The organism is Gemmatimonadaceae bacterium (genome assembly GCA_035533755.1).
Taxonomy (GTDB): Bacteria; Gemmatimonadota; Gemmatimonadetes; order Gemmatimonadales; family Gemmatimonadaceae; genus JAGWRI01.
Map to the genome: position 1 here is coordinate 71,922 of DATLTC010000026.1, position 26,432 is coordinate 98,353.

General features: G+C 71.0%; 24 protein-coding genes. 10 read left to right on the forward strand and 14 right to left on the reverse strand.

Going from position 1 to position 26,432, the window contains the following annotated elements; genetic code table 11:
- Position 1: 1 nt before the first annotated feature.
- From rplS to ffh, 5 genes are all read right to left on the reverse strand, one after another.
- Positions 2-385: a 50S ribosomal protein L19 gene (rplS, locus tag VNE60_04520; protein ID HVB30773.1), complete on the reverse strand. Its 384-nt coding sequence runs from the start codon at positions 383-385 to the stop codon at positions 2-4.
- Positions 386-487: 102 nt separating this feature from the next.
- Positions 488-1,171, reverse strand: coding sequence for a tRNA (guanosine(37)-N1)-methyltransferase TrmD (trmD, locus tag VNE60_04525; GenBank protein HVB30774.1), 684 nt, complete (start codon positions 1,169-1,171; stop codon positions 488-490).
- Complete coding sequence (gene rimM, locus VNE60_04530) at positions 1,171-1,701, reverse strand: ribosome maturation factor RimM (GenBank protein ID HVB30775.1); 531 nt, start codon at positions 1,699-1,701, stop codon at positions 1,171-1,173. Before rimM ends, trmD begins: the two co-directional genes overlap by 1 nt.
- Positions 1,702-1,724: 23 nt before the next feature.
- Positions 1,725-2,042, reverse strand: coding sequence for a 30S ribosomal protein S16 (gene rpsP, locus VNE60_04535; protein HVB30776.1), 318 nt, complete (start codon positions 2,040-2,042; stop codon positions 1,725-1,727).
- Positions 2,043-2,139: 97 nt separating this feature from the next.
- Positions 2,140-3,468, reverse strand: coding sequence for a signal recognition particle protein (gene ffh, locus VNE60_04540; protein ID HVB30777.1), 1,329 nt, complete (start codon positions 3,466-3,468; stop codon positions 2,140-2,142).
- 114 nt (positions 3,469-3,582) lie between these two features.
- Here ffh and lon point away from each other — a divergent pair, with 114 nt between their 5' ends.
- Both lon and VNE60_04550 read left to right on the forward strand, forming a co-directional pair.
- Positions 3,583-6,042, forward strand: coding sequence for an endopeptidase La (gene lon / locus VNE60_04545; GenBank protein ID HVB30778.1), 2,460 nt, complete (start codon positions 3,583-3,585; stop codon positions 6,040-6,042).
- Positions 6,043-6,060: 18 nt separating this feature from the next.
- Positions 6,061-7,620 carry a DUF445 family protein gene (locus VNE60_04550; GenBank protein ID HVB30779.1) on the forward strand — a complete coding sequence of 520 codons (1,560 nt, stop codon included), beginning with the start codon at positions 6,061-6,063 and terminating at the stop codon, positions 7,618-7,620.
- Positions 7,621-7,636: 16 nt separating this feature from the next.
- Here VNE60_04550 and VNE60_04555 read toward each other — a convergent pair whose 3' ends face one another.
- The 8 genes from VNE60_04555 to VNE60_04590 all read right to left on the reverse strand — a co-directional run bounded on the left by VNE60_04555 (position 7,637) and on the right by VNE60_04590 (position 15,575).
- Positions 7,637-8,899 (reverse strand): hypothetical protein, encoded by a 1,263-nt coding sequence (locus VNE60_04555; GenBank protein HVB30780.1) that lies wholly within the window; start codon positions 8,897-8,899, stop codon positions 7,637-7,639.
- Positions 8,896-10,047: an AAA family ATPase gene (locus VNE60_04560; protein HVB30781.1), complete on the reverse strand. Its 1,152-nt coding sequence runs from the start codon at positions 10,045-10,047 to the stop codon at positions 8,896-8,898. The genes VNE60_04555 and VNE60_04560 overlap by 4 nt, the downstream gene beginning before the upstream one ends.
- Before the next feature lie 24 nt (positions 10,048-10,071).
- Complete coding sequence (locus VNE60_04565; protein HVB30782.1) at positions 10,072-10,917, reverse strand: prepilin peptidase; 846 nt, start codon at positions 10,915-10,917, stop codon at positions 10,072-10,074.
- The gene (locus VNE60_04570; protein ID HVB30783.1) at positions 10,914-11,672 is read right to left on the reverse strand and encodes an RNA methyltransferase; all 759 of its coding nucleotides are present in this window, start codon (positions 11,670-11,672) and stop codon (positions 10,914-10,916) included. The genes VNE60_04565 and VNE60_04570 overlap by 4 nt, the downstream gene beginning before the upstream one ends.
- Before the next feature lie 95 nt (positions 11,673-11,767).
- Positions 11,768-12,595 carry a purine-nucleoside phosphorylase gene (locus VNE60_04575; protein HVB30784.1) on the reverse strand — a complete coding sequence of 276 codons (828 nt, stop codon included), beginning with the start codon at positions 12,593-12,595 and terminating at the stop codon, positions 11,768-11,770.
- Positions 12,592-13,638, reverse strand: a complete 1,047-nt coding sequence (gene add / locus VNE60_04580) for an adenosine deaminase (protein ID HVB30785.1) — start codon at positions 13,636-13,638, stop codon at positions 12,592-12,594. The genes VNE60_04575 and add overlap by 4 nt, the downstream gene beginning before the upstream one ends.
- Before the next feature lie 6 nt (positions 13,639-13,644).
- Positions 13,645-13,890 (reverse strand): hypothetical protein, encoded by a 246-nt coding sequence (locus VNE60_04585; protein ID HVB30786.1) that lies wholly within the window; start codon positions 13,888-13,890, stop codon positions 13,645-13,647.
- A complete protein-coding gene (locus VNE60_04590; protein ID HVB30787.1) occupies positions 13,887-15,575 on the reverse strand; it encodes a 5'-nucleotidase C-terminal domain-containing protein in 1,689 nt (562 codons plus the stop codon). Before VNE60_04590 ends, VNE60_04585 begins: the two co-directional genes overlap by 4 nt.
- Before the next feature lie 189 nt (positions 15,576-15,764).
- Here VNE60_04590 and udk point away from each other — a divergent pair, with 189 nt between their 5' ends.
- The 8 genes from udk to VNE60_04630 all read left to right on the forward strand — a co-directional run bounded on the left by udk (position 15,765) and on the right by VNE60_04630 (position 24,229).
- Positions 15,765-16,391, forward strand: coding sequence for a uridine kinase (gene udk, locus VNE60_04595; GenBank protein ID HVB30788.1), 627 nt, complete (start codon positions 15,765-15,767; stop codon positions 16,389-16,391).
- A complete protein-coding gene (locus VNE60_04600) occupies positions 16,388-17,116 on the forward strand; it encodes a response regulator transcription factor (protein ID HVB30789.1) in 729 nt (242 codons plus the stop codon). Before udk ends, VNE60_04600 begins: the two co-directional genes overlap by 4 nt.
- Positions 17,113-18,831: an ATP-binding protein gene (locus tag VNE60_04605; GenBank protein ID HVB30790.1), complete on the forward strand. Its 1,719-nt coding sequence runs from the start codon at positions 17,113-17,115 to the stop codon at positions 18,829-18,831. Before VNE60_04600 ends, VNE60_04605 begins: the two co-directional genes overlap by 4 nt.
- Before the next feature lie 89 nt (positions 18,832-18,920).
- A complete protein-coding gene (locus tag VNE60_04610; GenBank protein ID HVB30791.1) occupies positions 18,921-19,442 on the forward strand; it encodes a phosphatase PAP2 family protein in 522 nt (173 codons plus the stop codon).
- Positions 19,439-20,746 carry a glycosyltransferase gene (locus tag VNE60_04615; protein HVB30792.1) on the forward strand — a complete coding sequence of 436 codons (1,308 nt, stop codon included), beginning with the start codon at positions 19,439-19,441 and terminating at the stop codon, positions 20,744-20,746. The genes VNE60_04610 and VNE60_04615 overlap by 4 nt, the downstream gene beginning before the upstream one ends.
- Entirely contained in the window at positions 20,743-21,456 is a 714-nt protein-coding gene (locus tag VNE60_04620) for a DUF2334 domain-containing protein (GenBank protein ID HVB30793.1), read from the forward strand. Before VNE60_04615 ends, VNE60_04620 begins: the two co-directional genes overlap by 4 nt.
- Positions 21,456-22,646, forward strand: a complete 1,191-nt coding sequence (locus VNE60_04625; protein HVB30794.1) for a glycosyltransferase family 1 protein — start codon at positions 21,456-21,458, stop codon at positions 22,644-22,646. The genes VNE60_04620 and VNE60_04625 overlap by 1 nt, the downstream gene beginning before the upstream one ends.
- Positions 22,643-24,229: a Ppx/GppA phosphatase family protein gene (locus VNE60_04630; protein HVB30795.1), complete on the forward strand. Its 1,587-nt coding sequence runs from the start codon at positions 22,643-22,645 to the stop codon at positions 24,227-24,229. Before VNE60_04625 ends, VNE60_04630 begins: the two co-directional genes overlap by 4 nt.
- A 13-nt stretch (positions 24,230-24,242) precedes the next feature.
- On the opposite strand, the gene ppk1 is transcribed toward VNE60_04630, so the two are convergent.
- Entirely contained in the window at positions 24,243-26,390 is a 2,148-nt protein-coding gene (ppk1, locus tag VNE60_04635) for a polyphosphate kinase 1 (GenBank protein ID HVB30796.1), read from the reverse strand.
- Positions 26,391-26,432 lie beyond the last annotated feature (42 nt).

The following is a 26,432-nucleotide window of genomic DNA, read 5'->3' on the forward strand; positions in this document are numbered from 1 at the left end:
GTCACTCGGCCTCGGCGGAACCCGTGACCGGAACCGCCACCTTGGCCTTGCGCTCTTTGATGCGCGTGGCCTTGCCGGTGAGGTGGCGCAGATAGTACAGCTTGGCGCGACGCACGCGGCCGCGGCGCACGATCACGAGATCGCCGATCATCGGACTGTGCACGGGGAAGATGCGCTCCACGCCCACGCCGTTGGAGATCTTGCGGACGGTGAACGTCTCGCTCACACCAGCGCCGCGACGCGCGATGCACACGCCTTCGAACGCCTGGATGCGCTCCTTATCGCCTTCCTTGACGCGGACATTCACGCGGAGCGTGTCGCCGGGACGGAAGGCGGGCAGGTCGGTGCGGATCCATTCTTTTTGGGTTTCGATGAACGCGTGCATATGTCACTCCGGGCTAAGGGCCCGTGAAATATCGAGTTATCGGGCGCAGACTAGCAAAATTAAACCACCAGGGCGATCCACGCCAGTGCGCCAGGCCAGCGACTATTCCTCGGAGGACCCGCGGTCGCGGTCGTCGGCGTGCCTGGTGAGCCGCGCGCCCTCGGCGCGGCGCCATTCGGCGATGCGCTTGTGGTCGCCGGAGAGCAGGACTTCGGGCACGGCCAGCCCTCGAAATTCCGGCGGGCGGGTGTAGCTGGGGGCGCTCAAGCCCGCGTCGTCGTAGAACGAGTCGGTGCGGGCGCTGTCGTGATCGGACATCGCGCCGGGCAGGAGCCGCACCGTGGCGTCGATGATGGCCAGCGCGGCCGGCTCGCCTCCGCTGAGCACGAACGGGCCGAGCGACAGCTCCTCGGTGGCCAGGTGGTCGGCCACCCGCTGATCCACGTCCTTGTAGTGGCCGCAGAGGACGGTGAGCTCGGAGCCCGCGGCAAAGCGCGCCGCATCGGCGTGCGTGAACTGCCGGCCGCGCGCCGAGACGAGCACGATCGGGGCCCGGGCCTCGAGCGCTTCGACCGCTTCGAAGAACGGTCCGGGCTTCATGACCATCCCCGCCCCACCGCCGTACGGATAGTCGTCCACCGTGCGATGGCGGTCGTGCGTGTAGTCGCGGAGGTCGGCCACGCGGTACTCCACGCTGCCGGCGGCCCTGGCGCGCGCCGGGATGCTGAGCCCGAGAGGGCCGGCGAAGAAGTCGGGGAAGATGGTGACGACGTTGACGCGGAGCATCAGTCGAGCAACCCGGCGGGCGGATCGATGGTGATGAGGCGCGCCTCGCGGTCCACGGCGGTCACGACGCGGTCGTCGAACGGGACCATGACGGTGCCGCGGGCGCGGCGGATGTCGAGGGCGAGGCCCTGGGGCAGTTCGTACACCTCTTCCACATCGCCCACGGGCTCTCCGGACGCGAGCACCACGCGCATGCCGAGCAGGTCATGGACGTAGATCTCGTGTTCGTCGGGCGGCGGCACTTCGGCGCTGGGCAGGAGCAGGTAGCGACCGCGCCACGTGTCAGCGGCGGTGCGGTCGGGCACCTCGTCGAATTTGACGAGGAAGCCGTCGCCCATGGGGCGCACCGTGCTCACGTGGAGCTCGCGGGGGTGGGCGGGCAGCTCCCCGGTATGCGTGCCCGCAAGAACGCGACGGCCGGGCGCGAAGATCGCGTCCGGCCCGTCGGTGATCGGCTCGACGACGAGTTCGCCGTGAATGCCGTGTGCCTTGCGAACCCGCCCGACGATGAGGAACTCGGGCGTGGTCATGTCCCGATGCCGTGCCTGGCGGGCTAGCTCTCGGTGGGCGCGTCGACGGCGACGGCGCTGGCCTTGAGCTTCTCGGCGAGCCGCGCCTCGTGGCGCGTCTTGAGGACGCCGGCCTTGCGGAGCAGCGAGCGCACCGTGTCGGTGGGCTGGGCGCCGTTGTCGAGCCAGTGATTCACGCGATCGGTCTTGAGATTGAGCGCCGTCTCGCCCTGGCGCGGCGCGTACTGCCCGATGATCTCGATGAACCGGCCGTCGCGCGGACTGCGGGAGTCGGCGATGACGATACGGTAGTAGGGCTGCTTGCTGCGGCCGGTGCGGCGCAGGCGGATCTTGACGGCCATGGTGGTACGCTCCTCTCACACGTGAATGGCACTGCTTCGGGCTCCTCGCGCGCCGGGAATTTCCCGGCCGCACCCGGTGGTACGACCTACCAATAATCTATCGCATGCCGAACATGCCGGGGCGGAACCCGCCGCCGGCCGAGGCCTTCTTCATCATCTTGCGCATTTCGCGGAACTGGTCGAGCAGGCGGTTGACCTCGGAGATGGACCGCCCGCTGCCCTTGGCCACGCGGGCGCGCCGCGAGCCGTTCATGAGGCCCGGGTCCCTGCGCTCGGCGAGGGTCATGGAGAGGACGATCGCCTCGAGGTGTTTCATCCGCCGGGGGTCGGCCTCCTTGGCCTGCTTGAGCATCTTGGTATTGACGCCGGGCAGCAGCTTGAGGACGCCCTCGAGGGGGCCGAGCTTCTCGATCTGTTTCATGGCGGCGAGGAAGTCGGTGAGGTCCATGCCTTCCTTGCGCACCTTCTTCTCGAGCTTCTTGGCCTCGTCGGCATCGAACGCCGTCTGCGCCTTCTCGACCAGGGTGACGATGTCGCCCTGCTGGAGGATGCGGCCGGCCATGCGGTCGGGGTGGAACTCTTCCAGGGCGTCGGTCTTCTCGCCCACGCCCACGTACTTGATGGGCTTCTTGGTGACGCCGTAGATGGAGAGGGCGGCGCCGCCGCGGGCGTCGCCGTCCATCTTGGTGAGGATGACGCCGGTGACGCCGAGTTTCTCGTCGAAGCCCTGGGCGATGCGCACGGCGTCCTGGCCGGTCATGCCGTCGGCGACGAGCAGGATCTCGTCGGGGTGGATGGCGTGCTTGAGGCGGACGAGCTCGGCCATCATGTCGTCGTCGATCTGCAGCCGGCCGGCGGTATCCACCAGCACCACGCGGTCGCGGGCGCGGCGGGCCTGGTCGAGGCCGGCGGTGGCGATCTTGACGACGTCGGTGGTGGTGCGGTCGGCGTAGACGGGGACGTCGAGTTCGCGGCCGAGGGTTTCGAGCTGGTCGATGGCGGCGGGGCGGTAGACGTCGCAGGCCACGAGGCGAGCGGAGCGTCCCTCGGCCTTGAGCTTGCGGGCCAACTTGGCGGCGGTGGTCGTCTTGCCGGATCCCTGCAAACCCACCATCATGACGACCGTGGGCGGCACGGAGCTGAGCTTGAGCCCTTCGCGGCGCTCGCCGAGCATGGTCGTGAGTTCGTCGTGGACGATCTTCACGAGCTGTTGGGCGGGCGAGACGGTGCGGAGTTGGCTGACGCCGACGGCCTTTTTCTCTACCCGTTCGAGGAACTCACGCGTGAGCTGGAAATTGACGTCGGCTTCGAGGAGGACGCGCCGGATTTCACGCAGCCCTTCTTTGATGTCGGCGTCGGACAGCACCCCGCGCCCACGGAGGCGCGAGAACGCGGATTCCAGCTTGGCACTCAGCTCATCGAACATAGCCCTTAAACCTAGATGCTGTTATGATTTAAGACAAGGGAACGGACTGTGGCGCAGGGCCTGGCGCGCCCATCCGACTCCGCCGTCCGACTCGCATCCCACCCTGTGAGGCGAATGCCCAAGGTCTCTCGGCAGGAAGACCTCTTCGACGCGCTGTTACCGCGCACGCTGCCGCTCATGGCGTTGCGGTCCACGATCGTCTTCCCCCACGGCACCATCGCCGTGCAGATGGGCGCCCCCGAGAACCTCTCGCTGTTGAACGAGAACCCCGAGCCCGGGGTGGTGGTGGCGCTGGTGGTGGCGACGGGAGAGGCCGAGGATCCGCTGGACACCGAGACGCTGGTGAACCGGATCGGGGTGGCGGCGCGGGTGCACGAGCGGATCAACCTGCCCGGGAACACGGTGCAGATAACGCTCCAGGGGATGCAGCGCATTCTGATCGAGGGCATCCAGCAGACCGAGCCGTATCCGGTGGCGATCGTCCGCGACGCCGCCGAGACGCCGGTGGACGCGGGCGATGGGCGCGAGCTGATCACGCGCGTGATCGCCTCGGCGGAGACGCTGGCCGACCTGGTGGAGAAGATCTCGGCGGACGTGCCGTCGATCCTGCGGATGAACGTGGCGGACCCGGGGCGATTTGCCGATCTGGCGGCCACGAACCTGAGCTTCCGCATCGCCGACCGCGACGAGGTATTGCAGCGGTTGGACGTGGGGCAGCGGCTGCGGTTTGTGCTCACGCGGCTGGAGCGCGAGGTGGCGCGGGCGCGCGTGATGGAGGACGTGAAGAAGCAGACCGAGGTGAAGATCGAGGAGCACCAGCGCGAGTTCTACCTGCGCCAGCAGCTGCGGGCGATCCAGAGCGAGTTGGGCGAAGCCGATCCGAACGAGAAGGACGTGCTGGATCTGCTCAAGCGCATCGAGGACGCGGGGCTGCCGGAGAAGGCGCTGGTGGAGGCGAAGCGCGAGGCGGAGCGGCTGCGGATGCTGGCGCCGGCATCGAGCGAGTATCAGGTAGTGCGCACCTACCTCGATTGGCTGCTGGCGCTGCCGTGGAGCACAAATTCGGGCCGTCACGAGATCGAGTTGGCCAAGGTGCAGGAGGCGCTGGACGCGCGGCATTACGGGCTGGACGAGGCCAAGGAGCGGATTCTCGAATTCCTGGCCGTGCGCAAGCTGCGCGGCGGGGCCTCGCAGGGACCGATCCTCTGTTTCGTGGGGCCCCCGGGCACGGGCAAGACGTCGCTGGGCGAGGCGATCGGGGCGGCGATCGGGCGGGCGTGCTACCGGATCTCGGTGGGCGGCGTGCGCGACGAGGCGGAGATCCGCGGGCACCGGCGCACATACGTGGGGGCGATGCCGGGGCTGATCCTGCAGGCGCTGCGCCGCGTGCAGGTGAACGACCCGATCCTGATGATCGACGAGATCGACAAGATGTCGGGGGGCGGGCCGTCGGGCGATCCGGCGGCGGCGATGCTCGAGGTGCTGGATCCGATGCAGAACAGGACGTTCACGGATCACTACCTCAATCTGGCGTTCGACCTGTCGTCGGCGCTGTTCATCTGCACGGCGAACAACCTGTTCGACATCCCGGGCCCGTTGCGCGACCGCATGGAGGTCATCAAGATCGCGGGCTACACCGTGGAGGAGAAAGTCGAGATCGCGTGGCGCTACCTGGTGCCCAAGCTGCTGGGCGAGCACGGGCTGGGCGAGGTGGACATCCAGTTCACGGACGAATCGCTGAGCTTCATCTCCAACCGCTACTCGCGCGAGGCGGGGCTGCGCAATTTCGAGCGCAATCTGGCGGCGATCCTGCGCAAGCGGGCGCGGCGCAAGGCGGAGGGTGAAGAGGGCGCGTGGGTGATCGACGAGGGGCGGGTGGAGGCGCTGCTGGGGGTGCCGCACTACGTGACCGAACCCGCCGAGCAGGAGCCGGAGGTGGGGGTGGTGACGGGGCTGGCGTGGACGGCGAGCGGGGGCGACCTGATCGTGATCGAGGCGCTGCGCATGCCGGGCTCGGGGCGGCTGACGGTGACCGGGCAGTTGGGCGACGTGATGCGTGAATCCGTGGACGCGGCGCACTCGTACGTTCGATCGCGGGCCAGCCAGCTCGCGATCGCCGATTCCACGTTCAAGGAGCACGACCTGCACATCCATCTGCCGGCGGGGGCGATCCCCAAGGACGGCCCGAGCGCGGGGATCACGATCACGCTGGCGATCGCGAGCGTGCTGAGCCAGCGGCCGGTGCGGCGCGACCTGGCGATGACGGGCGAGGTGACGCTGCGCGGCAAGGTGCTGGAGATCGGCGGCGTGAAGGAGAAGGTGCTGGCGGCGTACCGGTCGGGGCTGCGCGAGGTGATCCTGCCCAAGGCCAACGAGAAGGATCTGCGCGACGTGCCGCCGGAGGTGCGCCAGCACATGGCGTTCACCTTCGTGGATCGCATGGACCAGGTGCTGCAGCTCGCGCTGCTCGACCCGGAAGGCCGGCGGGCGCGTCCCCCGCGGCGGCGGTCCGGCGACGGGACGTCGCGCGAGACGCCCTCGTCGGGAGAGTCGCTCGCCGCCGACGCGCCGTAAGGGCCGGCCGGGTCCGTGATGCTCGATCCCAAAAATCCGTGGCTCCAGTTTGCCGTGCACGTGACCATCGGCACGATTGCCGGCGGCGCGTCGGACACGGTGGCGGTGTGGATGCTGTTCCATCCGCGCCGCAAGGTGCTGGGGTTCCAGGGCGCGATCCCCAAGAACCAGGCGCGGCTGGCGCGCAGTCTGGGACGCACGGTGGGCGAGCGCCTGCTCACGCCGCCCGACATCATGGCCGAGCTCACGCGGGCCGGCGTGCGCGAGAAGCTGGACGAGACGCTGGCGCTGGTGGTGGGCCACGTGCTCGACACCGAGCGGGGATCGTTGCGCGAGGTGCTGCCGCCCTCGGTGCTGCTCGAGGTGGAGCGGGTGCTGATGGCGGGGGTTCCGATCGTGGTGGAGCGGCTGGCCGACTTCGTGGAGTCGCCGGAGTTCGAGGAGCGGGCGCGGACGTTCGTGGCGCGGCGGCGCGCCGAATTGCGCGATCGCCTGGTGGGCAACGTGCTCACGGCGGAACGGCGGGCCGCGATCACGGCCAGGGCGGCGCAGTGGACGGAGGAGTTCTCGCAGTCGGACGAGCTGGAGCGCGGCGTGCGCGACTACGTGCAGCGGCGGGGCCGGGCGATGCTCGCGTCCACCGAACCGCTCATGGACCAGGTGCCACCGGCGTTCGTGTCGGCGATCGACGGGGGCATCGAAGCCTACCTGCCGATTGCCGTGGAGAAGCTGGGCGGCGTGCTGCGCGATCCCGGCGCGCGGGAGCGCATCCGGGTGCGGCTGCACGGGCTGTTCTCGCGGTTCGTGCAGGATCTCAAGTTCCACGAGCGGGTGATCGCCAAGCTGGTGGTGACCGAGCGCACGCTGGACAAGGCGCTGGACTCGGTGGAGAAGGAGGGCGCCGAGCAGTTGGGCGAGTTGCTCGAGGATCCGGCGGTGCGCGAGCGGATCACGGCGGCCGTGCACGAGGCGATCACGTCGTACCTGGCCAAGCCGCTGGCCGAGATCGTGGGCGCGCCCGACAGCGAGCGGGCGCTGGCGGTGATGGACACGGTATCGAGCGGACTGCTGCGGGTGTTGCGCGCCGGGGAGACGCGGGGGCTGCTGGTGGAGAAGCTGGACGCGGCGCTCGCCCGCGCCGAGCAGAAGACGTGGGGTGATCTGCTGGCGCCGCTCGATGACGACACGTTCACCGACTGGATCGTGTCGGCCGCGCGGACGCCGCGCTCGCGCGAGCTGGTGGAGGACGCGGCGCGGTCGGCCGTCCAGCGGGTGCTGGACAAGCCGCTGGGGCGCCCGGGGCGATGGCTCCCGCCGGACAGTTCCACCCGGTTGGGCGCCACGTTCGCGCCGGCGATCTGGGAGCTGATCGAGGGGCAGTTGCCGGGCCTGATCCAGCGGCTGGACGTGCAGGCGATGGTGGAGCGCAAGGTGCTGGCGTTCAGCTTCGAGCGACTGGAGGAGCTGATCCGCGGCGTGATCAACCGCGAGCTGCGGTTGATCATCCTGATCGGCTACATCCTGGGCGGGCTGATCGCGGTGATCGGATTCTCGCTCTCGCGCCTGGCCGGGATGTAGCGCCGCGGGCGCGGCGCTACTTGAGGCGGACGGCCGAGAGGTTGATGAGCGCCGTGGAGCTGCCGGCGGGAACGTCCACGTACAGGACCACGCTGCGTCCGTCGATCAGGGTGGGCGTGATCTCCGCGGTGCGCTTGCTTCCCCGGTAGGTGCGGCGCCCGCTGGCGGCGAGCGTGGGGTTGGGGGTGCGGTAGCGCTTCTCGGTGGCCTGGCCGAGGGCGTCCACGAACCTGGCGGCCTCGACCGGCGTATGCCACACGGTGACCCAGACCACGGCGGTGCCGGAGGGCTCGGCGAGGATGCGGAAGCGTTCGCCGTCCCATCCCTCGGCGGCGCTGACGGCCAGGGTCTGGTCGTGCGTGTGGCGATAGAGGAACAGGCGGGTGTCGAACTCGCCGAGATCATTCTCGTAGATGGTCCGGCCCACCGTAGCGGGGAGCGTGACCTGGGCCGGCACGTCGCGCGGCGTGCCGAAGAACGCCGGCTCGTGCAGGATCTGGGTGGTGGACACGGGAAGATCGGTGAGCGGGAGCTTGCCGGGTTCGTGGGCCTTGAAGCGCCGCATGAATTCGGCGCCGCTCAGGTACGGGAAGAGGAGTTCTTCCTGGATGACCTCCGGCGCCGAGGCGAACACGGGCTGCGAGCTCTGGCTCTCGCGGATCATCTCGCGGACGCGGTCCCAGCCGCCGGGCATGAGGGTGGCGATGTTCTGGCCGCCGGTCATGATCGACATCTGCTCGTACGTGGCCTCGCCCTCGATCACGGCCTGGATGGCCATCTCGCGGTCGTTGTCGCCGGTGAGGTGCTGGAGCGAATCGAGGTTCACGTATTGATCCTGCAGGGCGTGCACGAGTTCGTGCGTCACGGTGACGCTCACGAGGTCGTCGGGCGCGCCCTTGACCACGTACAGCACCTTGGCGCTGGGATCGTAGTAGCCGATGATCTGCTCGGTGAGCAGATCGACGAGGAACTTGCGGAGGTTGAGGGTATCGGGAATGAGCCCGAACGCCTTGTAGGCCGCCTCCTGCCCGGCGACCTCGGCGGCCGGCGTTCCCTCGTCGAACTTCTTGATCAGGAAATCGCGCACCTGTTCGCGGGTGCGCACCTCGAGCTTGGGCGGCGTCTTGAAGGGCACGCCCACGGCCTTCTCGATCTTGGGCACGGCGGCGGCGACCATGTCGGCGTAGGGCCCCTGCCCCGTCTTGCCGTTGCGGCGGCCGCAGCCGGCCAGCGTGACGGCGGCCGCGAGCAGCGCGCCGGCGATCCAACGATTGTTCACTCCCACGTGACAGGACCTCCCGACATGAGTGCGACCACGCGTGCCACGTCGTGGCCGCGAACGACAACGCCTTCGTCCATCAAGCGCCGGGCCAGCTCGGCATCGAGCGCGGGGCCGGCGGCCGGCGACGCGTCGGCGGACGGCGGCGCGGGCCTGGGCGGCGGCGCGGCGGGTCTCGCCTCGACGCTCGGCGCTCCGGCGGCGAAGGCCGCCTCGAGCCCGGCCCCGAACCGCTCCAGGACATCGAACGACGTCTTGGCGATCGATTCGATGGGATCTTCGCTTTCCAGCGGCTCCGCGGCCGCGGCGCGCGGACGCGGCGGATCGCGCCTGACGCGCCGCGCCTGGAGCAGCGCCTCGGTCCGCGGGGTGTACACCGCCAGCGCCTGCAGGTGCGCGCACGCTTCGTCGAGCGCATCGATGGCCTTGTCGGGCCGGCGGCGGTCGGCAACGTGCCGATCGGTGAGCCGCACCGCCGCCTCGAGGGCGTCGTCGCCGATGAGCACGCCGTGGTGGCGCTCGAGGCGCTCCTTGCGGGCGCGCAGCACGTCGAGGGTGTGTTCCACGCTCAGCTCGCGCACGGCCACTTTCTGGAAGCGCCGTTCGAGCGCGGCGTCACCCAGCACCCAGTGGCCGTACTCCTCGTCGGTGGTGGCGCCGATGACGCGGAAGTCGCCGCGCGCCAGCGCCGGCTTGAGCATGTTGGCGGCGTCCATGGCCGTGCCCATGGCGGTGCCCTGCCCGATGAGGTTGTGCAACTCATCGATGAACAGGATCACGTCGGGGGCGGCCTGTGTCTCGTTGACGAGGACGCGGATGCGCTCCTCATACTGGCCGCGGTAGGTGGAGCCGGCGAGGAGCGCCACGTGGTCGAGCGACAGCACGCGCACGTTGCGGAGGGCGAGCGGGACGGTGCCCGCCGCGATGTGCTGGGCGAGTCCTTCGACGATGGCCGTCTTGCCCACGCCGGCGGCGCCGACGAGCGCGGGATTGTTCTTGCCGTGTCGCAGGAGGATGTCGATGACGCGGGCGATCTCGTCCTGGCGGCCGCGCACCGGCTCGAGGCGCCCGGCGCGGGCGTCCGCCGTGAGGTCGCGCGTGAAGCGTCCCAGCGCGCCGCTCGAGGCGCGCGGCGGTTCGTCGATCATCCGTTGGAGCGAAGCGGTGGGCGGTCAGCCGCCCGTGATCCACGCGAACAGCGCATTACCCCAAAGCAATGTCACGACGGCCGCAGGCGCAAGGAACACGCCGAATGGGACGAGCGGCGGTTCGAACCCGGGCTCACCCAGGGACAACTCGGCCTGGGCGGACCGGCGGCCGCGGCGCATCCACGCCACGGGATAGACGACGCCCAGGAATACGGCGGCGCCGATCGCCGCGCCCACGAACACGGTGAAGATGGCGCGCGTGGGCCCCACCGCCGCGCCGACGAACGCCATCAGGGTCATGTCGCCGAGGCCCATCGCTTCTTTCTTGAGCGCCACCTCACCCAGCCAGCCGACGATGGCGATCAGGCCGGCGCCCGCGCAGGCGCCGATCACCGCGTCGCCGAGCCCGGCGAACGGTCCGTTGTCGCCGCCGAACCACGCGTACGTGGCCAGCGCGAGGGTGAACCCCAGCCCGAACAGCGTGAACCCGTCGGGGATCAGATAGTGCTTGCCGTCGGTGATCGCGACGCCGAGGAGCACGGTGACGGTGGTGGCCACGCGAAACGCCGTGAGCGAGGGACCGAAGTTGACCACGGTGAGCGTCCAGATCACGGCCACGGCGAGCTCGACCAGCGGGTACTGGGCGGAGATCGGCTCGTCGCAGCAGCGGCAGCGCGCGCGGAGCACCAGCCAGCTGAGCAGGGGAATGTTCTCGAACCAGGCCAACTGGTGTCCGCAGTTGGGGCACCGCGAGCGGGGACGCACCACCGACAGCTCGGCGGGCCAGCGTCCGATGCAGACGTTCAGGAACGATCCGATGACGGCGCCGAACACGAACGCGACGATCTCGAAGTACAGGTCGGGGCTCACGGGCGAAGCTCGTACAGGAGGATGCCGGTGGCCACGGCGACGTTGAGCGATTCCACGGCCGACGCGATGGGGAGGGCCACGATGTGATCGGCGCGCTCGCGGGCCTGCGCCGACACCCCCGCGCCTTCGTTGCCGACCACGAGGCCGAGGCGCGCCGGCGGCGGCGTCCGGCCGAGGGGCGTGCCGCCGGCGTCGGCCACCCACCACGACAGCCCCACGCGGCGGTGGAACGCGTCGAGCTCGTCCCACGTGGCGTTCAGACAGCGGTGGTGGAAGAGCGCGCCCATCGCGCCGCGCACGACCTTGGCATTCCACAGATCCACCGTGCCCGGGAGGGCGACGGTGGCGTGGGCGCCCAGCGCGGCGGCCGTGCGGAGGATGGTGCCCACGTTCCCGGGGTCCTGCACGGCGTCGAGCACGACGACGCGAAGGCCGTCGGCGGCGGCGATGTGGTCGAGCGAGTGGGCCGGCACGGGCGCGATGGCGAGCACGCCCTGCGGCGAATCGGTTTCGGCGGCGGTGTGAAAGTCGCGCGCGGCCACCTCCTCCACCGGCACGCCGGCCTGGAGAATGGCGTCGCGCAGGGCGGCGCCGCGCGGGGCCTCGAGCAGCTGCGGGGCGACGATCACGCCGCTGGGCGTGATGGGCGACCGGAGCAACTCCTCCACGGCGCGCACGCCTTCGCACACGAACAGTTGCTGCCGTTCGCGGGCTTTTCGACGACGGAGATCACGCGCTAACGTCAGGAGTCGCAAGGCGGTTGCGGAGAGAGGGTCCGGCGGCCGCCGCTCACCAACCGGCGCCGCCATGCCTAGGACGACCGAGCCGGCGAAACGATTGCGCCCCGCGGTCAGAGGGCGGCGACGACGCCGGTGATGAGGGATTCGAACGTGGCCGCGGCGCGGGCGGTGGTGTCGATCACCTCGGCATGCGTGATCGGCGCATCGGACAGCCCCGACGCGAGATTGGTAATGCAGCTCACGCCCAGCACGCGCATGCCGAGGGCGCGGGCCACGATCACCTCGGGCACGGTGGACATGCCCACGGCGTCGATGCCGAGCGTGGCGAGCATGCGCACTTCGGCCGGGGTCTCGTAGCTCGGGCCGAGCAGGCCCGCGTACACGCCCTCCTCGAGCGCGATCCTCGCGGCGTCGGCCACGCTGCGCGCCAGTCCGCGGAGCACCGGGTCGTACGGATCGGACATGTCGGGAAAGCGCTCGTCGCCCGGCTCCACGCCGCCGATGAGTGGATTGCGGAACATCAGATTCACGTGGTCGCGGATGAGCATGAGCGTGCCGGGCGCGAAACTGCGCCGGATGCCGCCGGCCGCGTTGGAGACGATGAGCACGGGAGCGCCGAGGGCGCGCAGGACGCGTGCGGGGAACGCGGCCAGGCGGGCGTCGTGTCCCTCGTACATGTGGAACCGGCCGGCGAGGGCGAGCACGGGACGGCCGGCGAGCGTGCCGGCGAGGAGTTCCCCGGCGTGGCCGGCCACGGTGGACGGGGGAAACCCGGGGATGTCGCGATACGGAATGACCACCGGATGGTGGATGCGCTCGGCGAGCCCGCCGAGACCCGAGCCGAGGATGATGGCCGCGACGGGATGGAACGCGCCGACGCGGGCGCTCACCGCGGCGGCAGCCTGGCGCGCCGCCTCGGCGCCGAACGGCGGGATCAGACCCCGCTCCGGCGCAGGCGGCCCATCTCACGCTCGGCGTCGGCGATCAGGGCGCGCCGCTGCTCGAAAGGAAGGAACGCGCTCTCGAACCCGTTGAGCGACACGCGCGCGAGTTCGTCGAACGAGAAGTGCAGCCGCTGGGCCGCGTGCTCGTACTCGTCGGTGAGCGTGGTGCCGCTCATCAGGCGATTGTCGGTGTTCAGCACGACGTTCACCCCGCGATCGTAGTACGCGCGCAGCGGATGCGTGTCGTACGACGCCGCGGCGCGCGTCTGGACGTTGCTGGTGAGGCAGATCTCGAGCGGGATGCGACGATCGTTCACGTAATCGAGGAGCGCCGGGTCTTCGATGATGCGGGTGCCGTGTCCGATACGATCGACGCAGCAGGTGTGGAGCGCCTGGCGCACCGATTCCGGTCCGTCGCCCTCGCCGGCATGGCAGGTGCAGGCGAGGTCGTGGGCGTGCGCATAGCGGAACGCGCGCTCGTGCAGCGCGGCGGAATGGCCGGCTTCGCCGCCCGCGAGATCGAACCCCACCACGCCCTGCGCGCGATAGGCCACGGCGAGCTCGGCGAGTTCGAGCGAGACGTCGGGGGCCATGCTGCGAATGGCGCAGATGATCACGCGGCCGACGATGCCGAGCTCACGCTCGGCGCGCGCGAGGCCGCGCAGCGGGGCCTCCACCGCGTCGCCGAGGGCGAGGCCGTGGCGCACGTTGAGAATGGGCGCATAGCGCACCTCGATGTACCGCACGCCGTCGGCGGCGGCATCCACGGCCAGCTCGTAGGCGATGCGTTCCAGCGCCTCGGCGGTCTGCATCACCGAGAGCGTCACCGAGAACCGCTGCAGGTAGTCTTCGAGATTGTGGGCGTCGGCCACGAGCATGTAGTCGCGGAGCGACTCGGCGTCGGGGCGCGGCATGGGCTGGTCGTACTCGCGAGCCAGGTCGAGGAGCGTGGCGGGACGCACCGAGCCGTCGAGGTGGCAGTGCAATTCGGCCTTGGGAAGCCGGCGGAGCAGTTCCCGGTTGATCGTGGGGGGCATTCGGGTTCAGTCGAAAGGTTCAGCGTCGCCGGACTCGGCGCCGCGATTGGGAAGCAGGCGGAAGATGGCGCCCGCCTGGAGCGCGGTCTGGCCGTCGATGGGCAGCCCGCGACTGTCGGTGATGATGCGGGTCCCGGCCACGACGGCATCGGCCTCGGCGGCGTTCCAGGCGCGGACGGCGTCGAGGGCCGTGGCGCCGCGCGGCACCGAGACCGGGGCGGCGTTGACGAACACTCGCATGGGATCGCTCATCGGGAGCCCTGGGCCGGCGGGCGGTGCATGGCGCGGTATGCCTCGCCGACGGCCGCCGCGGGCTCGAGCCGCCAGTTGCGCGCGGCATAATCCTGCGGGCGCAGCACGTGGCGGCGGCGCACCTCGTCGATGAGCAGCTGGCGGATGTCCTGCTGCCGGTCGTACACCACGGGAGCACCGTCGAGCATGGCGTAGCCGCCGCCGCCCGTCTGTCGATAGTTGTTGAGCGCCATGGTGAACGTGTCGGTGGGAGTCACGGGCCGGCCGTTGCGGGTGAGCGACGTGATGCGGCGGCCGGCCGGCATGGAGAGATCGATCACGTAGTCCACACCCGAGACGACGTCGAAGTTGTAGCCCGGCACCGACTGATCGACCAGCGACCCGCCGGTGCCGAGCGTGCGATAGTACCGCGCGCTCTGTTCGAGATACTCGCGCAACTGCGCGCCGGTGATGCGCACGGCGCGCAGGGTGTTGTCGTACGGGTACAGGGCGGCGAGTTCGGCCACCGTGATGTTGCCGGCGGCGAGCGACGCATCGAGCGAGAACGCGGCCGTGGACGCGAGATCGGTGCCCGCCGCGCGGCGCTCCACGTCGAGGATGAAGTCCAGAAGCGGCGTGTCGACCACGCGCGCGGAGTCGGCGCGCCAGGCCACCGGCGTGGAGCCGATGGGCGCGGTGACGTAGGCGACGGTGAGGCGATGCATGTCGGCCGTGGCCGCGAGCACGAGTGGGTCCTCGGCGTGGCCGGCGGCGCGGATGATGCGACTGGACTTGCGTGCCACCGTCCAGCGGCCCGCGGCGCGTTGGAGTTCCAGATGCGCCACGGCCACGCTGGCCGCCCAGTTCCTGGGTTGCATGAGGAGCGCGCCGCCGATCACCGTGTCGGCCATCTCCTTGTGGGAATGCCCATAGACGATGAGGTCGATGCCCGGCACCTCGTGCGCCACGCGCGCGGCAACGTTCTCGCTGGCCACGCCGGTGCCGGCGGTGTCGTAGCTCGAGGGTTCGTCGAGGCCGGCATGGAGGGTGACGAGGACGACGTCGGCGCCGTGGGCGCGCACCGCGCGGACCGCGTCTCCGATGGCGGGCACGGCGTCGCGGACCGTGAGGTGGGCGGCGGCCAGGTGGTCGCGGTCCCAGAGGTCGGAGCCCGGGGCGGTGGCACCCACGATCCCGATCTTCACGCCGCGGCGCTCGACGATGGTCCACGCCTCGAAGGCGTGGGCGCCCGTGGTGGTGCGCACCGCGTTGGCGGCCAGGAACGGAAACGCGGCCTGGGCGATGGCGCGGCGGAGTTCCGGCACGCCGTAATTGAACTCGTGGTTGCCCACGGCCGCGGCGTCGTAGCGCATGACGTTCATGGCGGCGATCACGGGGCTGGGCTGCTCGGGGTGCATGCGGGCCGCGACGTACGCGAGGGGGCTGCCCTGGAGGAGATCGCCGGCATCGAGGAGCACCACGCGGCCCGGATTCGCAGTACGCAGCGAGTCGACGATGGTGGCGGCGCGCGACAGGCCGCGCGCGCTGTCGGGGCGGTTGGTATAGTAGTCCCAGCCCCGCAGATAGCCGTGCACGTCGGTGGTGGCAGCCACCACCAGGTCGACCGTGGCGGGCCTCTGGGCGGCGAGCGGCCACGCGGCGCCCAGGAGGGCCCCCACCGCCACGAGGACGCGCGTTCTCTTCATGGGAAAAAGCTAGCCGCCGCACGGGCGAGCCGGGAGCCCGCGGTTGACGCGCGGATCGCGGGCTGGCCAGCTTTCAAAGGCGCGTCACTCCCTCCCCCAACGATACAGGATCGTGACACCTCATTCGCTACGTTCCGGCTTCGACTCGGCGAGATTCGAGTCACATCGGACCCATCATCGGGCCACGGCGTGAAGCCGCTGATCATCGGGATCGCCGGCGGGACCGGCTCCGGCAAGTCCACCGTGGCGCGACGGGTGGCCGAGGCGCTGGCGGGCACGTCGGTGGCGTTCATCGACATGGACGCCTACTACAAGAACTACGTGGAGCTGCCGATCGCGCAGCGCCGGAAGATCAACTGGGACCATCCGGAGTCCATCGACTGGGCGCTGCTCGAGTCGCAGCTGAGCGAGTTGGCGGCGGGCGCGTCGATCGAGAAGCCGGTGTACGATTTCGTGCAGCACCTGCGGAGCCCGCAGAAGGTGACGGTTCCGCCGGCCGAGGTGGTGGTGATCGACGGCATCCTGCTGTTCGTGGAGGAGAAGGTGCGCGACCTCTGCGACGTGAAGGTGTTCGTGGACGCGGACGCGGACATCCGACTCATCCGGCGCATTCGCCGGGACATCGCGCGGCGCGGTCGGCCGTTGGAGGAGATTCTGGACCAGTACGTGAAAACCGTGCAGCCCATGCATCTGCAATTCGTGGAGCCGAGCAAGCGCTATGCGGACGTGATCGTGCCGCGGGGCGGGCACAATGCGGTGGCGATCGGCATGATCGTGGCCCGCATCCGGCTGCAACTCGAGGGCGCCGCCCGGTGACGGCCGCGCCGATCGCGCCCACGGCGGGCGCCCGGGTGCTGGTGGTGGACGATGAGGCCGACATCGTGGCGCTCGTGGCCTTCCACCTGGCCAAGGCGGGCTACCGGGTGAGCACGGCGGCCAACGGCCCCGACGCGCTGGCGGCGGCGCGGCAGGAGCGCCCGATGCTGATCGTGCTCGACCTCATGCTCCCGGGCATGTCGGGGCTGGACGTGCTGCGCGAGCTGCGGGCCGGCGAGAGCACGCGGGACACGGCGGTGTTGCTGCTCACGGCGCGGCGCGAGGAACAGGATCGGATCGAGGGGCTGTCGGTGGGCGCCGACGACTACCTCACGAAGCCGTTCAGCCCGCAGGAGCTGGTGCTGCGGGTGGGCGCCATCCTGCGCCGCGTCACGGCCAACGGCGTGGGCCCCACGGACGTGGTGACGCACGGCCCGATCGAGATCGACCGCGCGGCGCACCGGGTGCGGGTGAGCGGCCAGGAAGTGGAGCTGACGCCCACGGAATACCGGCTGCTGCTGCTGCTGTACGAGCGCCGGGGGCGCGTGCAGGCGCGCGCGCACCTGCTGGAGACCGTGTGGGAGGCGGCCCCCGACATCCAGACGCGCACGGTGGACATGCACGTGCAGCGCCTGCGCGCCAAGCTGGGCGAGGCGGGCGATCTCATCGAGACCGTGCGCGGGTTCGGCTACCGGCTGCGCGGACCGGCCTGGCGCGGCTCGTGAGCCTCACGCGGCGGCTCCTGCTCGGATCGGCGGTCGTCATCGTCCTGCTCGTGGCGGCGATCGTGACGCTGGCGGGCGGGCGGCTGCGCGACCGGTTGCGCGACGAGACGGTGCAGGACCTCACGCGGTCGGCGCGGTTGGTGTCGATCAGCTGGCGCGCCGGCGCGAACGCCGACTCGCTGGCGGACGCCGCCGGCGCGGCGCTCGACCGCCGCGTGACGCTGATCGGCGACGACGGGCGCGTGCGCGGCGACTCCAAGTTCACGGCGGCGGAGCTGTCGGGGCTGGAGAATCACCGCACGCGGCCCGAGGTGGTGCAGGCGCGCGCCGAGGGCGTGGGCAGCTCGTACCGGCAGAGCACCAGCGCCGGGGACGAGGAGCTCTACGTGGCCGTGCGGCACCCGCTGGGATTCGTGCGGGTCTCGATCAGCCTCGACACGCTGAACGACATCGTGTGGGGAGCGCAGCGCGACGTGATCGCCGCCGGTCTGTTCGCGCTACTCGGCGCGCTGCTGATCGCGGCGCTGTTCGCGCGCAGCGTGTCGGGGCCGGTGGTGGAGCTGCGCAACGTGGCGCGCGCGCTGGCCGACGGCGACCTGACCCGCCGGCCCAGCCTCAACGCGCCGGGCGAGGTGGGCGATCTGGCGGCGGCGCTCCACCGGATGGCGGAACAGCTGGCCGGACGGCTAGCGGCGCTGCAGGCCGAGGAAGGCCTGATGCGCGCGACGATCGAGGCGCTGGATGAAGGCATCATGGTGGTGGACGCGCGCAACCAGGTGGTGCGGCTGAACAGCAGCGCCCGCCGCCTGCTCGACGTGCCCGACCCGGTTCCGTTCGCGGCCGACCGGCTTCCGCCGGGCCGGCCCCTGCGGGACGCCCTGCGCGCGGGCATGGCCGGCGAGTCGCCCGACACCGGCGAGGTGGAACTCGGCGGCCGCGTGCTGGCGCTCGTGGCCCGACCGCTGCCCGGCGGCGGCGCGGTGCTGGCGCTGCTGGATCTCACGGCCCGCCGCCGGCTGGAGAACGTGCGCCGCGAATTCGTGGCCAACGCCTCGCATGAGCTCAAGACGCCGCTCACCGTGGTGAGCGGCTTTGCCGAAACGCTGCTCGATCCCGACCTCGGCGTCGACGACCGGCAGCGGTTCGCGGGGATGATCCGGTCGAGCGCGCAGCGCATGCAGCGCATCGTGGACGACCTGCTCGACCTGTCGCGGTATGAATCGGGCGGCTGGAAGCCCGATCCCCGGCCGTTGGATCTCCGGGCACTGGCCGCGGACGTGATCGCCGGCGTGGAGCGCGCGGCGAGAACCAAGGGGCTGGCATTGGCCACGGACATCCCCGACGACGCGACCCCGGTGCGCGCCGATGCCACCGCGTTGCGCCAGATCCTCGGCAACCTGATCGAGAATTCGGTGCGCTACACGCCCGCGGGCTCGGTGACGCTGTTCGCGGCGCGCGAGGCCGGCGGCGTGTGGGTGGGGGTGCGCGACACGGGCATCGGGATCGCGCCGGAGCATCTGCCGCGCGTGTTCGAGCGGTTCTATCGCGTGGATGCGGCGCGGTCGCGCGAAGAGGGGGGCACCGGCCTGGGGCTGGCCATCGTGAAGCATCTGGCCGAAGCGCACGGCGGCGCGGTGCGGGCCGACAGCACGGTGGGACGGGGCACGACGATCAGCGTGTTCCTGCCCGACGAGGGCGCGGCGCGGCCGACCTGAGGGAACGCGCAGACGCGTCGTGCCGGTGACAGCTTCGTTGCGCCGTTCGCGGGGGGACGTGACACACCACCTCTAGTGTCCCCGGCAGCATGGCAACCGCGCTGCTCTCTCGACTCGCCACTCACGATCGCGACCTGTACGCCCGATGGGCCTTGGACCGGTCATCGCGGCGCGCGCTGCGCAACCTGCTCGTGGCGATCACCCATGCGGGCGGCGTGTGGAGCAGCGTGACGGTGGCGGCCCTCCCGCTCATGGGTATCCGGGGCATGGCGCGCGCCGGATGGAAGCCCTTGGCGGCGCTGGTGGTGTCGCACCTGATCGTACAACTGTTCAAACGCAGCGTGGGGCGCCCGCGGCCGTCGTGTTCCGCCCACGGACGACCGGCGATCGTCGAACCCGACCGGTTCTCGTTCCCGTCAGGCCACGCGGCGGCGGCGATGTCGATTGCCGTGGTGTACGCGGTGCTGTTCCCCGCTCTGGCGGTGCCGGTGGTGCTGTGCGCGACGGCGATCGGACTGACGCGGGTGCTGCTGGGCGTGCACTATCCGGGCGACGTGATCGCCGGCCAGCTGATTGCCGTGGCCGCGGCGCTCGCGGTGCTGGCGTGGTGACGTCGGCCGCTGTATCGCGCGCCGCGTCAGCGGCCGACGCCGACCCGCGGGGAGAGCGGGCCGTGGAGCGGGCCCTGCTCGAGGTGCCGCGACCGCAACGCGGGCTGGACATCGGCGCGCAGGCACTGCCCCCGCGGCTCCGCCCGCACGCGCGGCGATCGGTGCTCGACATCACCGAGTTCTTCGGCGAGACCAGCGGCGGGGTGCGCACTTACCTGTTCGAGAAGGCCAAGTACGTGGAGGCGCACCCGGAACTGCGCCATGTCGTGGTCGTGCCGGGGCGCCGCGACGCGATCACGGAGACCCGCGGCATGCGGTGCTATCGCCTGGGAGGACCCCGCGTGCCGACGCAAGCGCCATACCGCTTCATGCTGGCCACGCGATCGACCCGCCGCATCGTGGAGCACGAGCGGCCCGACGTGATCGAGGTGGGGAGCATCGGCCTGGTGCCCTGGCTGCTGCGGCAAGCGACCCGCGGGACCGAGGTTCCGCTGGTGGCGTTCTACCACAGCCATCTGCCGCGCATGATCGCGCCGTCACCCGAGCATGCGGCGCCGCACCGGCGCCTGGCCGAGCAGCTGGCGTGGCGATACCTGCGTGCGCTGGACCGGCAGTTCGCGACGACGATCGTGGCCTCGGACTTCGTGGCCCGCGAGCTGGCCGCGGCGGGCATCGACCGCACGACGCGCGTTCCTCTGGGGGTGGATCTCGCGCTGTTCAATCCGGCCCTCCGCGCGCGGGGGGCATGGACGCGGCGCATGGCGGGCCTCTCGACGCGGCCGATGGTGCTGTACGTGGGCCGCCTAGCACGGGACAAGGAACTGGAGACGCTGATCGACGGCTGGCGCGTGGCCGAGTCCCGCATGGACGCCGAGCTGGTGATCGTCGGCAATGGGCCGCGCGCAGGCGCATTGAGGGCGCGGGCCCGGGGCCTTCGCGTGCGATGGCTGCCGCACGTTGCCAGTCGGACGCGGCTGGCGCACCTGATGGCAGCGGCCGACCTGTGCGTGGCGCCGAGCTCGGTGGAGACATTCGGGCTGGCCGCCCTGGAAGCGCTCGCGAGCGGTGTTCCGGTGATGTGCGCCGATCGCGGCGGCGTGGCGGAGATGGTGCAGCGCTCGGGCTCGGGCGCGGCGTTCGCCACCGCATCGCCGGACTCGGTGGCCGAGACGCTGCGGGCACTACTGCAACAGAACCTTCCGGCGCTGGGGTTACGCGGGCGCGCCTATGCCGAGCGGGAGCACGACTGGCAGGCGGTGTTGGCGCGACTGTTCATCGTCTACGGTGGGCTGGTGAGGACATGAAGCTTCTGGTCTCGATCCACGACGTGACGCCGGCGCTGGAGCGCGACGTGCGCGCCCTCTGGGATCTGTGCGCGGAGCGCAGCGTGACGCCGGCGCTGTTCGTGGTGCCCAACTGGCACGGGCGGTGGCCGCTGGAGGAGCATCCGCGGTTCGCGGCGTGGCTGCGCGCCAAGGCGCGCGAAGGCGCCGAAGTATTCCTGCACGGCGAACGGCACGACGAAGCGGGCCTGCGGCGCGGCTTCGCGGACGCCGTGCGCGCATGGGGTCGGACGGACCGTGAGGGGGAGTTCCTGACGCTCGACGAGCGCCAGGCCGGCGAGCGCATCAATCGTGGGGTGGCGCGCCTGCGGGGACTCGGGCTCGACCCGATCGGATTCGCCGCGCCGGCGTGGCTGGCGCGTGAAGCCAGCTACCGCGCCGTGCGCCGGGCCGGCCTGCGCATCAGCGAGGACGTACGCGAGATCCGGCTGCACGCCCGCGCCACGCGCATCCCGTCGCCCGTGATCCGGTGGAGCGGCCGCACACTACTGCGGGCCCACGCGTCAGCGGCAATTGCCGGGGCGCGCTGGATGGCCGAACGCCACTGTTGGGTCACCCGGGTGGCGCTGCACCCGTCGGACCTACAGCACCGCGCCACCGCGGAGAGCATTGTCATCCATCTGGATCGGTGGCTGCAGGTGCGGCGGCAATTCCATTACGCGCGGCTCTGATGATCGCGCGGGATGCGCCACTGCGCGTGGCGCTGTTCACCGACACGCACCTGCCGCAGCTCAACGGGGTGACGCGCACGTTGGAGCGCCTGGAGCGGGCGGTCGTGGCGCGAGGCGGCACGGTGCGGGTGTGGACGGTGGACGGACCCGGCACGACGCCTGACACCGACGTCCGGCGACTGCCCAGCGTGCCCTTCTGGGCCTACCCCGAATTGCGCATCGCGCTCCCGAATCCGGCCGCGGTGCACGCCGAGGTCCGCGCCTGGCGGCCAACGCTCGTGCACGCCGCGACGCCGTTCGGCGTGGGCATGGCCGGCCGCCGGACGGCTGCGCGGCTGGGGATCCCCCTCGTGACGTCGTACCACACGAGCTTCAGCGCGTACGCGCGGTTCTATCGGCTGGGGCTGCTGGCCACCCCGGGGTGGGCGTTCTTGCGCTGGTTCCACAACGGCGGGCGGCGCACGTATGCGCCCAGCGAGTCGGTCGCGGGAGAGTTGCGCCACCGCGGCTTCAAGCGCGTGAAGGTGTGGAGCCGCGGCGTGGACACCGCGCAGTTCAATCCGGCGCATCGGTCGCAGGCGCTGCGCGAGCAACTCGGCGTCCGGGACGGGCGTCTGCTGGTGGGCAACGTGGGGCGGGTGGCGCGGGAGAAGGGGCTGGAGACGATGCTCACCGCCATGCACCTGCTGGAGCGCGCGACGCCGGGCCGGTTCGTGTTCGCGTTCGCGGGCGACGGCCCGTACCTGGAACCGCTGCGGCGGGCCGCGCCGTCGTCGGCGCGGTTCCTCGGCCGCCTGGAGGGCGAGGCGCTGAGCCGATTCTACGCCTCGCTCGACCTGTTCGTGTTCCCGTCCACCACCGACACGTTCGGCAACGTGCTGCTCGAAGCGATGGCATCCGGAGTGCCGATCGTGGCCGCCGACGCCGATCCCACGCGCGAACTCGTCACGGGCGGCCGCGGCCTCTTGTATTATCCGGGCGCGGGATTGAATCTTGCCAATGGCATCCGCACCGCGGTGGCGCAGCCCACGCGCCTGGCCGCGATGCGCGATGCCGCACTCACCTTTGCCGCGCAGCGTGGATGGGATCGCATCTTCGACGACCTGATCGCGGACTACCGCATGGCGATGGCCGAGGCGCAGATCGTCATGCGACCGGCCGCTCAGGCGCGCGCGATCGCGCGGGCGTGACGCGCGCCGTCGCCGGGCGTCCGCAGCGCATCGCCGCCATCGACGTCGGGTCGAACTCCGTGCGGCAGATCCTGGCCGACGTCTGGCCGGACGGCCGCATCCAGATCGCCGACGAGATGAAGGCGGCCCCGCGGCTGGGGTCGGGGCTCACCGAACGCGGCGCGCTGGACGACGGCGCGATCGCCCGCGCGCTGGACACGCTGCGCCGGATGACGATGCTGGCCCGGCAGCAGCACGCCAGCCGGATCGAGGTCGTGGCCACGAGCGCCGTGCGCGAAGCGTCCAACGGCGACGCGTTCGTGGCCGAAGTGAAGCGCGCCACCGGTCTCCGCATGCGCGTGCTCTCCGGCGAGGAGGAGGCCCGGCTGGCGTTCCGCAGCGCGCTGGCCCACTTCGAGCTGGGCGCGGGGCGCGCGGTGGTGATGGACATCGGCGGCGGCTCGCTGGAGCTGGCGCTCAGCTCCGACGGCATGGTGGAGCATCTGGCGTCGCTTCCGCTGGGCGCGCTGCGGTTGAGCGAGCGGTTCCTCGGCGGGCGGGACGCGCACAAGGGCCTGGCCAAGCTCCGCCGGCACGCGCGCGAGCTCATCCGGCCGCACCTGCCGGTGCGGGAATGGCGCGGCGCGCGGCTCATCGCGTCGGGCGGCACGTTCACGAACCTGGCCGGCATGTACCTGGCCCGGCAGGGAATGACCACGGCGCGCAGCGTGCACGGCACGGCGATCCCGCACGTGGACGTGGAGCGGATCCTGGAGATGCTCGCGGGGCTCACGCCGGCGGAGCGGCGCGGCGTGCCCGGGCTCAACACCGGGCGCGCCGACATCATCGTGGCCGGCATCGCCGTGGGCATGGAGGTGATGGCGCGCATCGAGGCGCGCACGCTGCAGGTGTCGGCCTACGGCATCCGCGAGGGGCTGCTGCTCGAAGCGGCGCGCGTGGTGCCCACGGTGGCCGATCCCGGGCAGGCGCGCGAGAAATCGGTGCGCGACTTCGGCGCGCGCTGCCACTTCGACGCCGTGCATTCCGACCGCGTGCGCGCGCTGGCACTCCGCCTGTTCGACGGCGTGGGGCCGCGGCTGGGGTGCCTGCCCGAGGACCGGCAGATCCTGGCCGACGCCGCGCTGCTGCACGACGTGGGCTACCACATCGGGTTCCGCGGCCATCACAAGCACTCGTACCATCTCATCCTGCACGCCGAGCTGCTGGGCATGTCGCCCTCCGAGCAGGTGATGGTGGCCAACGTGGCGCGCTACCACCGCGGCAAGCGGCCGAGCAAGCGCGACGAGAGCCTGGCCGGACTGGCGCCCGACGTGCGCAAGCGCATCCGCCGGCTGGCCGCCATCCTGCGCCTGGCCGACGGCCTGGACCGCGGGCACATGGGCGCGGTGCGCGACGTGCGCGTGCGCTGGCTGCGGCGGGCGCTACGCGTGACGCCGGTGCCGGCGCGCTCGGGGCGCGCGTTGCGCCTGGAAGTGTGGGGCGCGCAGCGGAAGAGCGACCTGCTGGCGCGCGTGGCCAGGCGTCCGGTGGAGATCGTGGCCCCCGACGGCGCCGTGCACTCCTCGGCGGCGCTCGAGGTCTAGCGGGGCGCCGATATCAGGGGGCGGTGCCGGCGTGCTGCGGCACCGCCGGCATCTCGTCGGTCACGTCGGCGGCCGGCCGCCCCCACGAATCGCGCAGCAGGATCACGTGCGTGGCCCGCACCGGTCCGTCGGGCGTGCGCTGGTGCCAGATGCCGTCGGCGTCCAGGTCCCACGCCTGGCGGTTGTCGCCGAGGAGCGTCTCGAACAGCGCCCGCAGCCGCGGATGCAGCGTGCGGTCCTCCACCGGCACCACCGCTTCCACGCGGCGGTCGAAGTTGCGCGGCATCCAGTCGGCCGAGCCCAGGTAGTACTGCCCCGCTCCGCCGTTGGCGAAGTACCACACGCGGGAGTGCTCCAGGAACCGCCCGATGATGCTGGTCACGCGAATACGGTCGCTGACCCCGGGAATGCCGGGGCGCAGGCAGCAGATGCCGCGCACGATGAGATCGATGTCCACGCCGGCCGCGGACGCCGCGTACAGCGCGCGCATGATCTCCTCGTCCACGATCGCGTTCATCTTGGCGATCACGCGGGCCGGGCGTCCGGCCTGGGCGTGCGCCGACTCGCGCTCCAGCAGCTCGATGAAGCGCGCGCGCATGGCCGTGGGGGCCACGAGCAGCGTCTGGTACGACCGCTTGCGCGAGAAGCCGGTGAGGGCGTTGAAGAGGTCGGTGACCTCCTCGCCGATCTGCGGGTTGCAGGTGAAGAGCCCAATATCGGTGTAGATGCGGGCCGTGCGCGAGTTGTAGTTGCCGCTGCCGATGTGGACGTAGCGGCGGATGCCGTCGCTCTCGCGCCGCACCACGAGCACCGTCTTGGCGTGGGTCTTGAGCGTGGCCGAGCCGTAGGCCACGTGGACGCCCACCTCTTCCAGCGTCCGCGCCCAGTTGATGTTGTTCACCTCGTCGAACCGCGCCTTGAGCTCCACGATCACCGCCACCTGCTTGCCCCGCTGCGCGGCCTCGGTGAGCGCGTCCACGATCTGCGAATCGCCCGACGTGCGGTACAGCGTCATCTTGATGGCCAGCACCTGATCGTCGAGCGCCGCCTCCTCGATGAACCGCTCCACGCTCGCCGTGAACGAATCGAACGGATGGTGCACCAGCATGTCGCGTTCCCGGATCACGTCGAACATGGAGCGCGACGTGTCGCGGAGACCGGGCGGCGTGGCCGGCGTGAACGCCGCGTCCTTGAGCGCCGGCAGGTCGAGCGCGGCGAGCGAGAGCAGATCGCCCAGGCCGAGCAGCACGCCGGCCTCGTGCACGTCGCGGTCGGTGAGCGCGCCGGCCAGCACGTCGCGCTCGTCGCGCAGCTCCTCGAGCAGCAGCTGGCGCAGATGGGCCGGCATCGCGTCCACCACCTCGAGGCGGATGACCTCGCCGAACCGCCGCTTGAACACCTGCTCCTCGATCGTCGCCAGCAGATCCTCGGGCTCGTCGAGGAATTCGGGCAGCTCGAGATCGGAGTAGCGGGTGACGCGGAAGGCATACCAGTCGAGCACGTCCACGCCCGGGAAGAGCGCGTCCAGGTGCGCTCCCACCAATTCCTCCAGCGGCACGAACTGCGTGACCCGCCCCTCGATGGGCACCCAGCGCGGCAGGCTCTTGGGCACCTTGACCCGCGCAAACCGCACCGCGCCCGTGTCGGGATCGCGGATCTCGACGGCCAGCGAGATGGACAGGTTGGAGATATGGGGAAACGGATGCCCGGGGTCCACCACCAGTGGCGTGAGCACCGGGAACACCTCGCGCCGGAAGTACGCGTCCATGGCGGCGCGCTCGCCGGCCAGCAGCTCGTCCACCGGCACCAGCCGCACGCCGTGATCCCCCAGGCGCGCCAGGAGCTCGCGCAGGCACTCGCGCTGCACCGCCAGCAGCTCGCCGATCTTGCGGCTGATCGCGTCGAGCTGTTCCTGCGGCGTGAGCCCGTCCGGGGGCGTGTGCTGCACCCCGGCCACCACCTGCCGGCGCAGGCCGGCCACGCGGACCATGATGAACTCGTCCAGGTTCGAGGCGAAGATGGACAGGAACTTCACCCGCTCGAGGAGCGGGTTCCGGTCGTCCTCGGCCTCATGGAGCACGCGCTGGTTGAACGCCAGCCAGCTCAGCTCGCGATTGAAGAACAGCGATGGGGTAGACGCGGTGGGCACGGTGGGCGGCACGGACATTCCTCCTACTCTAGTATACCGCCTCCGCATGGGCGG